We start from the raw sequence: 13568 nt of genomic DNA, 5'->3' as shown, positions 1-13568 counted from the left end.
CCATCGGTAATTCCAACGGTTGCTATCTAACCTATCGACAAAGAAGACGTTACTTACCTACCCAACCACCCACCGTCAACCGCCAATATATGACCTTGCATCCAATTTGAACCGGAGCCTGCCAGAAAAACCGCCGCTCCTACCAGATCCGAGCCTTCACCCCAACGCCCTTGTGGAATACGCTCTAAAATCGCGTTATAACGTGCTTCATCGGCTATTAAGGGGGCGGTGTTATTTGTTCGTATATATCCGGGCGCAATCCCGTTAACGTTTATACCATGCGTAGCCAGTTCATTACCCATTGCTTTGGTTATACCCGCCAACCCATGCTTTGCTGCGGTATAACCCGGTACCAAAATTCCGCCTTGAAAACTCAAAAGTGAACAAATATTGACAATTTTACCACCTTGTCCCCGTTCTACCATATACTGGGCTACCGCTTGCGCCAGAAAAAATGGCACTTTCAAATTTGTATCTAAAACTGAATCCCAATCTTCCTCAGTATATTCTAATACCGAAGCGCGGCGAACAATACCAGCATTATTTACAAGAATATCAATTTGACCGAATTTTTCGAGCGCAGTTTGTACTACTGGTTTAATATTTTCAAGCTTGCTCAGGTCGGCGCTCAAGCAATAATAGGGCTGACCTGTAGCCGCGATTCGAGCCAACATTTCCTCAGAAGGCGCACTACGGCTCACCAAAAGCAAACTTGCCCCTGCCTCTGCATAGCCCGTAGCTAAAGCAGCGCCAATACCACGACTTGAACCGGTAATAATAGCTACTTTTCCGTCTAATCTGAAATTCATAGTCAATTATCCGCCTTTTCCAAATTTATCGACATAGTAATGCTAAAATGAGTATATCATAGCAACCTTCAAATTCTAATTTCGCTAAAAAGCGTCAAGCAAGTTGAAGCCCTTTAACGCATTTGTTATAATTTTCAAGCTTCCATCAAAAGCTTGCAGGATTGTGCTCTGCTCTAACAGGAGAAGATGTGTCGGAACAAAAATTAGGCTTCGCAGCAGCCCCGGGAACTATTCTTGTAATACCCTTTGCAGACGGCATCGGTGATTTTGTAAATATGCAACCAATCCTTCGTGCCATCGCCCAAAAATTCCCCAAAGCGGATATAAGTGTAGCGGCTTCCGCCTATGCCAACTACTTGATTACTCCTGACCTAAACGTAAAGATTGTAACCCCAAGCTGGTTTGAAAAAGAACCGGGTCCCATGGCGCAGCGTTTACGCCACTTAATTTCGCAGAAAGTGCTGGCTTGGTTCGCCGGTCCCGTATTGAAACGCGAGTTGGGGGGAAATATTGACCTTATTATCAATACTTTCTATCTCTGGGAACGTAACATGGATTTTCCACGTTATTGGACTCCCCAGAATCCACCGCGACCCGGTGCAAGGCATACCCTTGATTGTCTGGCGCAATTATTGGAAGAAGAACTTGATATAGAAATTCCGCAGGAAAAACGTTATCCCAATTTATGGATTACACCCAGTGCAAGTGAATGGGCTACAAATTTTATTGCCGAGAATAACCTCACCGAACGCCAACCTGTCGCATTGGTAGCCGAAAGCAATATGAAAATCAAGAAATGGAAAGCAGCAGAATGGGCTTACCTGAGCGATACCATGCAAGAAAAAGGGCATCCGACTCTATTCTTTGCGCCTCCTGATAGTGAATTAATCAAAGAAATTTTCAATCTAACGCGCTATAAACCACTATATATATCCACCTCTCTCGATAATGTAACTGCCCTGCTAAAGCATTGCAGCCTATGTGTAGGGGTTGATACTGGTTTATTGCACATTGCTTCGGCAATTGGTACGCCCTGGGTTGGTCTATTTGGTCCTACTAACCCCGAAGTGACCGGACCTTATAACCGCGCAATGGGACGTGGGGTGGTTTCAACTCACACACGCGGAGAAGGTTGCCGAAATTGTTGGAAAAGCTTCAAATACGAAGACGACCATTGCTTAGCGCTTAACTCAGGTAGTTGTATGGATTCTATTGACCGCCACACTGTAGTTGAAATAAGCATGGAATTGCTAGAAGCAGCTAAAGTATCCCGGTTGTAAGGTTCTAGTCACTCTCAAAAGCTATAAATTATCCCTATTAAGGTAATAGGTTGCCCCTATTCCTTTTTTGAGAGATAAAGGATGGTTTTTTACTATTTTTCAATAAATTCCTATCCTTTGTTGTGATTTTTATAACGAAACCCCCTGTTCAAAACGGAGTGTTTATATTATAATACTATTGTGAATTATATAACACTTTGTTTTAAGTCATTCGGGAATACATCCCGAAAACTCTGAAAGGAGAACCACCATGTCAGCAGTGCTATCACCAAATAAACACGAGATTGAACAAGGGGAGTATGTAGTAGAACTCGTGGGTGAGTTTGATTACTACCTGATGGATTGGTTCAAGGTTCTAGATGCAAATTGTGCCCGCGTAGTAGAACGCCCAACCGGTTTCTATGTAGTTCCTTTTGGCAGAATCAATGGGGCTAATTATGAAGAAGACGCTATTGGTCCCTTCACTACCCAATCGGAAGCCAGAGAAGAAGCGGAAGCGATACTAGAAGCTGACGAATAAATTTCGATTGATTTAAGGGCAATGAATTTTTCCTGCGGCAACCTGAATGGTTGCCTTTTATTTTTTTTTGAAACTTTGCAACTTTCTTACATATATTTGACCCATTTAAGATTTTTGACCTGTAAAATATTAGTAACTATTCACCCCTAACTCTCTCAAAGGAGAAAAGGGAGGGAAGGAGTATAGGGAACACCCTATTACCCCTTTTCGTAAAGGTAAAGGCGGAATAGTTACTAATATTAAATGCAAATATGCGGTTTCAGGGCTTTTTTATCAAAAAATTGTGGAATAATGCACAAAAATAACTCCTCTTTTCTAATCAAATTCGGCACAATCGCGCTATTATGCCTCTTAGGGATATGTGTTTTTGGTGTGCCGTTTAGCCTCGCTGCCCCTCGCAACCCAAAACCTGTGACACCTTCTGCCAATGCCAGCATTGATGGTGTAAATACCATGCTTGCGCCCAACCCGGTGGTAGCAGGGAAACCGTTATCCTATACCGTAAAAGTATCGGTGCAGGGACCACTTGATGCCTATAACCTAGAAGTAGTGCTACTGATGTTGGGCGATCAGCAATTAACCGGGTTTGACCCTAGCGGTAGCGGGTGGACAATATCCAGAAAAGATAATCAGGTTCACTTGGCTATTGGTGTAGGCAAAGTTGGCTATAAAGGGCAAGCCACAATCTTTACGGTTGCACCAACTAACGTAGATCGCCCTTTTTTGCAACAGTCCATTTTTTTGAATTGGGCAGATGAGAATAATTATTATAACAAAGAATTCCAGATAGCTGCGACACTCTCAAACCCTTCTGCTGCTACTAACCCATTACCGGTTGCGCCTGTGATTTCGATTCCAACTAACGGTTTGCCTGCCAGCGGACCCTTTGCGCCACAAAGCGCCCCTCAAACCAGTAACTATAATAGCAGTGATGTGTGGTACTTTCCAATTACTCAACATTACGTAGGGTTTGGTTTTCTTTCTTACTGGCGGCAGCATGGCAGTGTACTCAATCTAGGCTATCCCATTAGTGAAGAATTCCAAGAAAATGGCATGACAGTGCAATACTTCGAGCGAGGGGTGCTTGAATATCATCCTGAGAATCCTATTGAGTACAATGTGTTGCTTCGAGCGTTAGGTAGGGAGTCAGGAGAAGCAGAACCCGCCGTTGATAGTGCAAACGCACCCGATACTCAGGCTCAATATTACACCGAAACCGGGCATTGGGTCTCAGGCGCATTTGTAAAAGCATGGATCAATGGTGGAGGTTTAATGCAATTTGGTTATCCTATCGCTGAAGCATATCAGGACGGTTCAAAGCTGATTCAATGGTTCGAGCGGGCGCGGTTTGAAGTTGATACCACAAAACCCAACCAGCTTGTAATGTTAGGGCTGGTCGGGCGAGAGTCGAGTGTTAGTAAAGGCTATCTAGCAGATTGACTGTTAGCGCCCCATGGTCCGAAAGACTCAAGTTGCTTGCGGTTATAGAGCGTAATCGAGCGGCGTTGAATTTCAAGGATACCCTGTTTTTGTAATTCGCTAAGTTGCCGGGTCACAGTGACTCGGTTGCTACCCATCATATCGGCTAGGCGCTGATGACTTAGCGGGTAATCAATATAAATACTTCCCGCTTGTTTTTGTACTCCAAACTCATCCGCTAGTTTTAGCAATAAGTGTGCCAACCTAACTGAAACATCGCGCCCTAATAACCCTTGAATAAGTTGCTGAACACTGGCGAGTTGAGTAGAAAAGCTCTTGATAATACCGGCAGCTACTACGGGAGAACGCTCCATAGCGCGTAAAAGGGCAGTTTCATCCACCCATACCAGTTCCGATTCACGCATTGTCTCGGCTTGAAAATCCTTAAAGTAATTAGCCTGAGTGGAACTTGTGCCTCCGGCAAAACGGGCGAATACGTCCCCTTTACCTAAAATAGTCAAAGTCAAGGCACGCCCATCGGGTAAATATTCCTGAATTTGCACCGTACCAAAACGGATAAAATAAAAACGACTTCGCTGCACATCGTGGTTATCGCTGAATATTGGCACTCCGGCGCGATAACGACTAATCGAGTATTCTCCTGTAATCGAAGCCAATTGGTCGGAAAAATTATCTGGCAGATTTTGGTGAGAGGGTAAGAGTTCTTTGATAGAACGGTGTTCTGACGGGCGATGATGCCAAATTTCCCCGCTTTCTACCTGTTCATTGAACCCACTTACCGTTGCAATAAGCAAGCGACTTTGCAATTGGTTTAAGCGGCGTACTAGCGATTGGAAAGCGCGAGGTTGTGCTATATTTGCCCCATCAGTCTCAGCCTCATTAAGAATCATGCTTACCCAATGACTCAAACAGGCTGAGGTATTATCCATAACCGCCTGCAAAGGCACTCTCCGGTTAGCCAAAGCGCGTCCTTCTTCTTCAACCAAGTGGGCAACTTCGCTGAAGCTTCCGGTGGCAAGCGCATGTCCAAGCATATTCCATAGTTTAAAATGGTAATTGGTCAAAGAAGGGGTTAAGTCATTTACACTTTTCCCAGCTTCGCCTACCTCACGTTCGTCAATATTTGCCAGCCAATTATTCTTAGATTGTGCTGCCACACGAGACACCAGATTGGTGATAAGCCCACTAGATAGTTGCTCTATGTCTTTCTGGAATTCTCTTTGTGACATATGAAAGACTTTTCCTTTCAGGAAAAATATAACTGACTAATCTAAAGAGTGTTGCATAAAGAAGACAAAATGTGAGCGGGAAGGTTTCCACCTCTAATCTCTATTTTCACAGTTTAGCTTTCTAATAGACTGTTAGCTGTGATTTGGACTACAATTTCGGGTTAATATAATCCCCATTTACCTGTTATATAAGAGGCTTACCTGAATCGGCAAACCTCTTAATAATTACAAGCTTTGTAATAAATCAGACCAGACGCATTTTTTAGCTCTGCAATTTCTTGATAGCTAATTCCATACGCCGAACAGATTCTTCGACTCCCAATAAGATGAACATTTCAGGACAGCCCGGTGAGTGAGTTTTGCCGGATAACGCCACACGTGGACACCATAGAACCTGACCTCGCTTGAGTTCAAGTTCTGCGGCTACTTCATCCAACGCAGCTAGCAACAATCCCCTGTCATTATAAGCTGAAACAGGAATTGCTTTTATTTTAGCAATTATTCCTTCCAAAACACGTATCGCCCCCTCTTTGCCATCATTTTTACCGATTAGGTCTTCGGCTGGATACTCAAGGGTTTCGGCACTTTTAAATGCGAAATCCACTTCAGGAGCTACATCAAGAAAGGTTTTAGCCTTATCCTTCGCCAAGCGGCAAGTTTCAACTATATAACGCCAGCGGTCAGAGTCAACGCTAACAGCCTCTTCCTGAGTAAGCAAACCCGCCTCTACTAGGAAAGGCAAACAACGACGGGCAAAATCTTCTTCGGTAAGTATATGATTAATGTAATAAGCATTAATCCATTCTAGTTTTTCGGGTGAAAAGCGGGCATCGGTTGTCTGAATGCGACTAATGTCGAATTTTTCTATAAGCTCTGGCAATGTAAATATTTCAGTTTTGTCGTCATAACTCCAGCCGAGCAGCACCAGATAATTTAATAAAGCTTCCGCCACGTATCCAGCTTTTCGATATTCCACAACTGAAACTGCACTGTTGCGCTTGCTCAATTTACCTTTTTCTCCGGGTGGATTAAGAATGAGCGGCACATGTACCAAAACCGGAATCGGGAACTTCAGAGCTTTATAAAGCAGGATATGCAACGGCACACTCGGAATCCATTCCTGCCCGCGCATCACATGGGTTACACCCATTAGGTAATCATCCACCATATACGCTAAATGATATGTCGGAAACCCATCGGATTTAAGAATGACCTGATCATTTATAGTCGCATTTTCAAAAGTGATTGTTCCCCTCAAATAATCATCGTAGCTAGTTTTACCCTCCAGAGGCACTCTAAAGCGCACTACCGGTTTAATACCAGCATCAATGGCGGCTTGTCGTTCTTCCGGGAGAATATTGCGACAATGTCGGTCATAACCGGGCGGAACCTTTTGGGATTGGCGTGCCTTATTAACTGCTTCAAGCCGTTCCGGGCTGCAATAGCAATAATAAGCATCTCCTTGTTCAATCAATTGCTTGGCATAATTCTGGTAAAAGGGCAACCGCTCGCTCTGAAAATAAGGAGCATGTGGGCCACCCTTGTCAGGTCCTTCATCATAATCAATTCCAAGCCAATTAAGCGAATCGCGAATCGCTTCCAAAGAACCCTCTACTTTACGTTTCTGGTCGGTATCTTCTATCCGCAGGATAAATTGACCTCCGGTCTTACGCGCTTGTAAAAAAGCAAATACAGCAGTGCGAAGATTACCGATATGCGGGTATCCTGTAGGGCTAGGCGCGTAGCGAGTACGAGCAGAACGCGCTACATCATTTGTCATTTAAGCAGTTCTCCTTTGTTATTGATTACGATTAGTTCAGAACATGGTTTTAAAACTGTCTTTTTAGTATATTACGCAGCTTTACACAATTATATTGCTTACAAAGTGTAATCTTCATAAATTTCCTAGCAACATTCAGCGCATTTTGGCATTTTGCAATTCCGGTTATTGCCTTTTTCTAGGGTTTTTAAGTTCCCTTCCAGCTTTCATTCATTTACAGCAGCCTTGACAGCTACTTTCGTCTCCCCGGTTCTTAATAAAAATTTTGAGAGGATACGTTGTTTGGTTGAGATTAAGCCCACTATATCCAACGCAACAACCATTATATTCTGCACCTATTCTAAGGTCAAACCTTTGTAATTCAAGCCAAATTAAAGTGGTTTTTTCAGGCAAATCCTTTCCAATAATTTTAAATCCACAGTCTTTACTTAACTTAATTTCAGCATAGCTAATTTCACGATATTAAATCGATAAATTTATTTAAATGCAATATAAGGGTAGCACTGACAACTTATCAAACATATTTGACAACATTACTACATTAATAAGGTTAAATATGATTTATCTTCATTTGTAATATAAATATTTACCTTTATATACTAAGATTCAATCTAAAGAGACTAAAGGGATTGTAGCAGTAAAAACAGGATTCCTTTCTGGGTCATTATTTTAGGAGGATTAGATTATGCAGCATCACAATTTACGTTCTGTAACCCGCTCTAGAAGAAAAAAATTTTCCGCCACCAATGGACAAGGATTAGTCGAGTACGCTATGATTCTGGGGTTACTGGCTATAGTTGTTATTCTAGTTCTTAGCTTTTTAGGTCCAGCAGTTGGTAATGTTTTCAGTTCTGTTAATAGTGGGCTTCAATCCCCCGGAAATAGGGTTGTTCAGCAGGCAAGTCCTGTGGTTACTACCACCAGAGCAGTCACAACTACCACTGCCGTTCGTGTAACTACACCTAGCGCTCCTACAACCGTGGCAACAACAGCTATTACCACGGCTACATTTTTCTTTAACCCCATACTAACCCCAACACCTCAGCACGGCAATGGAAATGAACATGATGGCGAGAATGGACATGAGGGTTAAAAAAATTTCTAGCGCTAGTTCTTATACGCATTTTTTAGGTCAAACCCCAATATGGTTTTGACCTTTTTCTTTTTGTGCAATTTTCCTCATATATATGTGGGCGCTACCAACATTTACCCTACAAAATCTATTATTAATAATTTATGAGAAAATTATAACTGTAATCTAAATCTTTATTTTAGTGTATCTTTAGTCCTGTTTAGGTATTATAATTTCAATAAAGGGTTGAGATAAAATTTTTAGTAGGGATAACCTCTTGCAATATTTAAATGAGGTGCGAAAATCAAATGGCGAAAATAAAAACAAAAATTTCAACAAAGTCAAAGATTTGTAGCACTACGAGGGGACAAGGGCTAGTAGAATATGCTTTGATTCTCGGATTAGTGGTAATCGCAGTAATTATTGTACTATCTATGGTAGGACCTTCGGCTGGAAACGTTTTCAGTTCGATTAATAGTAACCTCAAAAACCCTAAAGCGGCTACCAGCACTACTATTGCCGCCACAACTACAACGGTTACTACCACCACAATCCCGACAACTACAGCCACTACTGTAGTGCCTACAACTACAACTGTTGTTACCACAGCGCCCACTACTTCAACTTTTTTCTTTAATCCCAAAACAACCGCAACGCCTGAACCTACTGAGACACCTGACCCTAAAAAAACTAAAAAGCCTAAAGAAGGTGACGGCAACAATGGAGATGGCAACTCGAATAACAACAGTTAGCCAACATAGCTGCCGGATTTAAAGTCATTCCATATATGCGGAAGTCAAGTTCTTGTATAAGAGTTTGGCTTCATTTGCTTTGTTGGTTATATTATATTTTCCTCTTGCGGACAACTAAAGTTGAGAGTATAATCAGAAGCACGCTCAAATTGGGGTCTATATTTTAAGCTAGAGGAACAAGTACATGGCAGGCAGCGGGGGAGCTACCAAAACAAAAGAAGAAGATGTCCGCGTCAAAGAAGTTGCGGGCAACCGCAAGGCTTATCATGATTACTTCGTCGAAGAAAAATACGAAGCCGGTATTGAATTACAAGGCACTGAAATAAAATCAGTGCGGGACGGGCGCGTTACACTCAAGGATGGCTACGTTAGGATTGAACAAGGGGAAGCTTGGTTGTGGAACATTCATATTTCCGCCTACACCCACGCCGGAAAATTCTTCCAACATGACCCTATACGCAAACGTAGGCTTCTTTTGCATAAATCCGAAATCATACGCCTTGCAATGAAAACACAAGCGCAAGGATATACCCTAGTCCCCCTGCGTATGTATCTTAAAAAAGGTCGGGCAAAAATCGAAATCGGGTTAGCGCGGGGCAAGAAATTATATGACAAGCGCGATGCCTTGGCAGAACGCGATGCCAATCTCGAAATCCAACGCGCCCTTAGAGAGCGTTACTAAGCCGAGTAACGCCCTCCGGGCAACCGTACCGAAACATCTCCCGCTTGTATCCGATGCTGCTTGCCCGCATCATCTTCGATTACCAATGTGCCGTTTTCATCAACTCCCCGCGCCAACCCTTCGAGGGTCAATACATCCCCCTGAAAAACTTGTACCCGGTATCCTAACGTAACCAAAGCTGCCGCCCATTCCTGACGTATATGTTCCATACTGATAAGCAAAGCATGGCGATAATCGGTAAATTCCTCAATAACCTTCGCCAGCAATTCCTCACGCATAACAACCTGATATGGGACAAGGTTTCCAGCTTTACCGGCTATACCAGCTTCCAGCAAATCGTCTTCATCTAACGAAATATTCAACCCAAAGCCCAAGGCCAACCAAGGTTCGCCCTTAATTATCTCTAATTCAGCCAAAATACCGCCCACTTTCAAGCCTTCCCGTAACAAATCATTAGGCCATTTAAGCTGAAGTTGTGTGCCGGTAAGTCGCGCGGTTACGTTCTTAATCACCAAGCCCATCGAAGCTGTGTAAAGGAAAGCTCTCTCCAGAGGGGTTTCAATTGGAATAGCAACAGTACACAACAAGCCGCTGGCAGGTGGCGCTTGCCAACTTCTGCCCTGTCGTCCTCTACCGGCAAGTTGCAAATCTGCTACTAAAATTCCGGGCTGGGGGTTTGTGGTACTATTTAGATAACGGCGTGCTTCCAGATTGGTAGAATCAATACTTGGAAAATAGCTGAAACGATAACCTTGTACAGAAAGGTTACGCAGGAAAAGTTGTTGGTCAAAGGGTGTTCTTAGGTTCATGCTAGAGTTATCCGCTAGGTTATGTTAATATTATCGCCGGACAATTATATCAGGTTAAGGAATTATTTTTAAAAAATGGTTGCTAAAGAAACAACTCCATTGAATAAATTTTCGTGGGAAAACTTGCCAGAAGGTTACGTGTGCTTATCACCGATGGCAGGAGTAACAGATAGCGCCTTTCGCCAGATTTGCAAGCAACACGGCGCAGATGTTGTTTTCACCGAGATGGCAAGCGCCAGTATGATGTTAGCAGCGCCTGCCCGTAGTGCCGCATTTTTGCGCTACAATGAGATAGAACGCCCTATCGTTTGCCAATTAATGGGCGGCGATTTCAGAATTATGGCAGAAGCAGCCCGTGTGGTACAAGATATGGGGTATGATGGCGTAGATGTCAATATGGGCTGTCCCGAAAAAAAAATTGTGGGTAACGCTTGCGGCTCATCCCTGCTCAAAGATGCCGATACTGCCGCCCGAATTGTGGAAGCAATGGCGCAAGCAGTGAATATTCCGGTTTCGGTAAAAATGCGCTCAGGCTTTCTCGACTCGCAAATCGTACAACCCTTTTTTAGCAAGCGTATGGAAGAGGCTGGCGCAAAAGCCTTGGCAATTCACCCACGCACCAAAGAGCAAGGCTATCACGGACGCGCCGATTGGAGTGTAACTCGTCAGATTGTAGAAGCTGTTAATATACCTGTCGGTGGTAGCGGTGACATAAACAGCCATGAAGCAATTGCCCGAATGCGAGCCGAAACTGGAGCAAAATTTGCATGGGTAGCGCGTGGCTCGATGGGCAACCCATGGATTTTTGAAAAGGAGCGCGTGCTTCCACCCTCCATCAGCGAAGTAATAGAAACAGCGTTGGCGCATGCTCGACTCGCCCTAGAGTTAAAAGGCGCACACGGGCTAATTGAGATGCGTAAACATCTTGCTTGGTACTTCAGCGGTTTTCCCGGCGCTGTAGCGCTACGCGAGCAGGTCAAGAGAATTATTACCCTTGAACAGCTTGAAGGTTTGGTAGAACCTTATCGCGGTCTTAACGACTTGCGCCACGACCATACCCGTTCATTTGAGCAAAAAGAAGTAGCAGCCTAACTCTTTAGAAATAAAAAAAAGCGAACGCCTTTGTTCGCTTCTCTTTTTATACATGCAGTTTTGATTTTTGGTCAAACTCTGCCAGACTAATTACATCTCGCGGTATTCGCCGTCCACTGTGCCGTCCGGGCGAGTACCACCACCACCGGGTTGTTGTTCGCCACCGGAAGTGCCGCCATCCGCTTGCTGTTGCCCGTAGATAGCCGCACCGACCTTCTGGACTGCTGCCATCAATTCATCGGTAGTAGAAGTAATACGCGACACATCTTCAGCTTGTAGAGCGGAACGCACTGCCGCAACCTTGCCGTTGATTTCATCCTTGAGTTCTTGTGGAACTTTCTCATCGAAGTCCTTGAGGGTTTTTTCGGCAGTATAAGCTGCGCTGTCACCCCGATTGCGGGCTTCTACCAGTTCGCGCTTGCGCTGGTCGTCGGAAGCATGTAATTCCGCCTCTTTCTTCATGCGCTCGATTTCATCCTTGGAAAGACCGCCGGAAGCGGTGATGGTAATCTTTTGCTCACGCCCGGATGCTTGGTCCTTGGCAGCAACATTCAAAATACCGTTCGCGTCAATATCGAAGGTTACTTCAATCTTCGGCACACCACGAGGCGAAGGAGGTATTCCATCGAGTATAAAACGACCAAGACTCTTGTTCTCATTTGCCATCGGGCGCTCGCCCTGTACCACATGGATTTCTACGCTACTTTGCCCATCGGCAGCGGTGCTAAAAATTTCACTTTTGCGGGTAGGAATAGTGGTATTGCGCTCAATCAGACCAGTCGCCACCCCACCGAGTGTTTCAACGCTCAAAGTCAAAGGAGTTACGTCAAGCAACAGGATGTCCTTGACATCACCACCCAACACACCTGCTTGTACCGCTGCTCCGATAGCTACTACTTCATCGGGGTTTAACCCGCGATTAGGTTCCTTGCCAAAAGCGCTCTTAACCTTCTCTGCTACTGAAGGCATACGAGTCATACCGCCAACCAACAGCACTTCATCCACATTGCCTGTACTCATACCGGCATCACTCAGAGCATTTTTCATTGGCGGTACGGTTTTTTCAATCAAATCTCCCACCAATTGCTCGAGCTTGGAGCGGGTCAAGGTTACGTTCAAATGCTTAGGACCGGTTGCATCTGCGCTGATAAAGGGCAGGTTAATATCGGTACTCGGGGCGCTAGAAAGCTCGATTTTGCCTTTCTCGCCCGCTTCTTTCAAACGCTGCAAAGCCATTCTATCTTGGCGCAAATCAATCCCGTGTTCAGTTTTGAACCCATCTGCCAACCAATCAATAAGGCGTTGGTCAAAGTCGTCACCGCCGAGATGGGTATCACCGTTGGTACTTTTTACTTCAAACACACCCTCCGCGAGATTCAAAATTGATATGTCGTAAGTGCCTCCACCAAGGTCATAAACTGCTATATTTTCTTCATGCTTTTTATCAATACCGTAAGCAAGCGCCGCAGCAGTAGGCTCGTTTATTATGCGTAAAACTTTGAGACCGGCAATTTCTCCGGCATCCTTGGTAGCTTGCCGCTGGCTGTCATTGAAGTAAGCCGGTACGGTAATAACCACATCGGTAATTTTTTCACCCAGATAAGCTTCGGCATCAGTTTTGAGCTTTTGCAATATCATCGCGCTGACTTCGGGTGGGCTATAACCTTTACCGCCCATTATCACTTCCACATCACCATTGGAACGTTTAGACATTTTATAAGGGACAAGCTTTAAGTCGCGCTGCACAATTGGGTCATCAAATTTGCGCCCCATAAAACGTTTAATTGAAAATATTGTATTTTCAGGATTGGTAACTGACTGACGTTTGGCAACCTGACCAACCAGACGTTCACCCTGTTTATTTACCGCTACTACGCTAGGAGTAGTACGATTACCTTCTGCATTGGGTATTACTACCGGTTCTCCACCTTCCATGATTGCCATCACGGAGTTGGTTGTACCAAGGTCTATTCCCAGTATTTTGCCCATTTCTGTTTGCTTCCTCCAAATCAATTTATTAATTACGCATAATTTAGGACTCTAATTTCAAATATGCTAACATAAGTTACGCTCATAGGCTATATAAAGTAACGCCCGAAGGCG

General features: G+C 44.1%; 12 protein-coding genes. 7 read left to right on the top strand and 5 right to left on the bottom strand.

What is annotated here, in order from left to right:
- Positions 1-53: 53 nt before the first annotated feature.
- Positions 54-809 carry a 2-dehydro-3-deoxy-D-gluconate 5-dehydrogenase KduD gene (gene kduD, locus WCK19_RS02465; protein WP_342395767.1) on the bottom strand — a complete coding sequence of 252 codons (756 nt, stop codon included), beginning with the start codon at positions 807-809 and terminating at the stop codon, positions 54-56.
- A 188-nt stretch (positions 810-997) separates the two neighbouring features.
- Between kduD and WCK19_RS02460 the strand changes: the two genes are divergently transcribed.
- The 3 genes from WCK19_RS02460 to WCK19_RS02450 all read left to right on the top strand — a co-directional run bounded on the left by WCK19_RS02460 (position 998) and on the right by WCK19_RS02450 (position 4049).
- Complete coding sequence (locus WCK19_RS02460; RefSeq protein ID WP_342395766.1) at positions 998-2089, top strand: glycosyltransferase family 9 protein; 1092 nt, start codon at positions 998-1000, stop codon at positions 2087-2089.
- A 250-nt stretch (positions 2090-2339) separates the two neighbouring features.
- Complete coding sequence (locus WCK19_RS02455) at positions 2340-2609, top strand: hypothetical protein (protein ID WP_342395765.1); 270 nt, start codon at positions 2340-2342, stop codon at positions 2607-2609.
- A gap of 291 nt (positions 2610-2900) precedes the next feature.
- Positions 2901-4049, top strand: coding sequence for a hypothetical protein (locus WCK19_RS02450; protein ID WP_342395764.1), 1149 nt, complete (start codon positions 2901-2903; stop codon positions 4047-4049).
- Here WCK19_RS02450 and WCK19_RS02445 read toward each other — a convergent pair.
- Both WCK19_RS02445 and gltX read right to left on the bottom strand, forming a co-directional pair.
- Positions 4034-5278, bottom strand: coding sequence for a Crp/Fnr family transcriptional regulator (locus WCK19_RS02445; RefSeq protein WP_342395763.1), 1245 nt, complete (start codon positions 5276-5278; stop codon positions 4034-4036). The two genes, WCK19_RS02450 and WCK19_RS02445, sit on opposite strands and share 16 nt — an antisense overlap.
- Positions 5279-5540: 262 nt before the next feature.
- Positions 5541-7058, bottom strand: a complete 1518-nt coding sequence (gltX, locus tag WCK19_RS02440; protein WP_342395762.1) for a glutamate--tRNA ligase — start codon at positions 7056-7058, stop codon at positions 5541-5543.
- A gap of 685 nt (positions 7059-7743) precedes the next feature.
- On the opposite strand from gltX, the gene WCK19_RS02435 reads away from it, so the two are divergent.
- The 3 genes from WCK19_RS02435 (at position 7744) to smpB (ending at position 9564) form a co-directional block, all read left to right on the top strand.
- Positions 7744-8151 (top strand): hypothetical protein, encoded by a 408-nt coding sequence (locus WCK19_RS02435; protein ID WP_342395761.1) that lies wholly within the window; start codon positions 7744-7746, stop codon positions 8149-8151.
- Positions 8152-8438: 287 nt separating this feature from the next.
- Positions 8439-8882 carry a hypothetical protein gene (locus WCK19_RS02430; RefSeq protein ID WP_342395760.1) on the top strand — a complete coding sequence of 148 codons (444 nt, stop codon included), beginning with the start codon at positions 8439-8441 and terminating at the stop codon, positions 8880-8882.
- Positions 8883-9066: 184 nt separating this feature from the next.
- Complete coding sequence (gene smpB / locus WCK19_RS02425; RefSeq protein WP_342395759.1) at positions 9067-9564, top strand: SsrA-binding protein SmpB; 498 nt, start codon at positions 9067-9069, stop codon at positions 9562-9564.
- Here the strand turns inward: smpB and WCK19_RS02420 are convergent.
- Positions 9561-10373 (bottom strand): biotin--[acetyl-CoA-carboxylase] ligase, encoded by an 813-nt coding sequence (locus tag WCK19_RS02420; RefSeq protein WP_342395758.1) that lies wholly within the window; start codon positions 10371-10373, stop codon positions 9561-9563. The genes smpB and WCK19_RS02420 overlap by 4 nt on opposite strands.
- Before the next feature lie 75 nt (positions 10374-10448).
- On the opposite strand from WCK19_RS02420, the gene WCK19_RS02415 reads away from it, so the two are divergent.
- Entirely contained in the window at positions 10449-11465 is a 1017-nt protein-coding gene (locus tag WCK19_RS02415) for a tRNA-dihydrouridine synthase (protein WP_342395757.1), read from the top strand.
- 90 nt (positions 11466-11555) lie between these two features.
- Here WCK19_RS02415 and dnaK read toward each other — a convergent pair whose 3' ends face one another.
- On the bottom strand, positions 11556-13454 hold the full coding sequence (dnaK, locus tag WCK19_RS02410; RefSeq protein WP_342395756.1) for a molecular chaperone DnaK: 1899 nt from the start codon (positions 13452-13454) through the stop codon (positions 11556-11558).
- Between the last annotated feature and the right edge of the window lie 114 nt (positions 13455-13568).

This window comes from Candidatus Chlorohelix sp. (genome assembly GCF_037138995.1).
Lineage (GTDB): Bacteria > Chloroflexota > Chloroflexia > Chloroheliales > Chloroheliaceae > Chlorohelix.
This window is presented reverse-complemented; position numbering and strand designations above follow the sequence as displayed.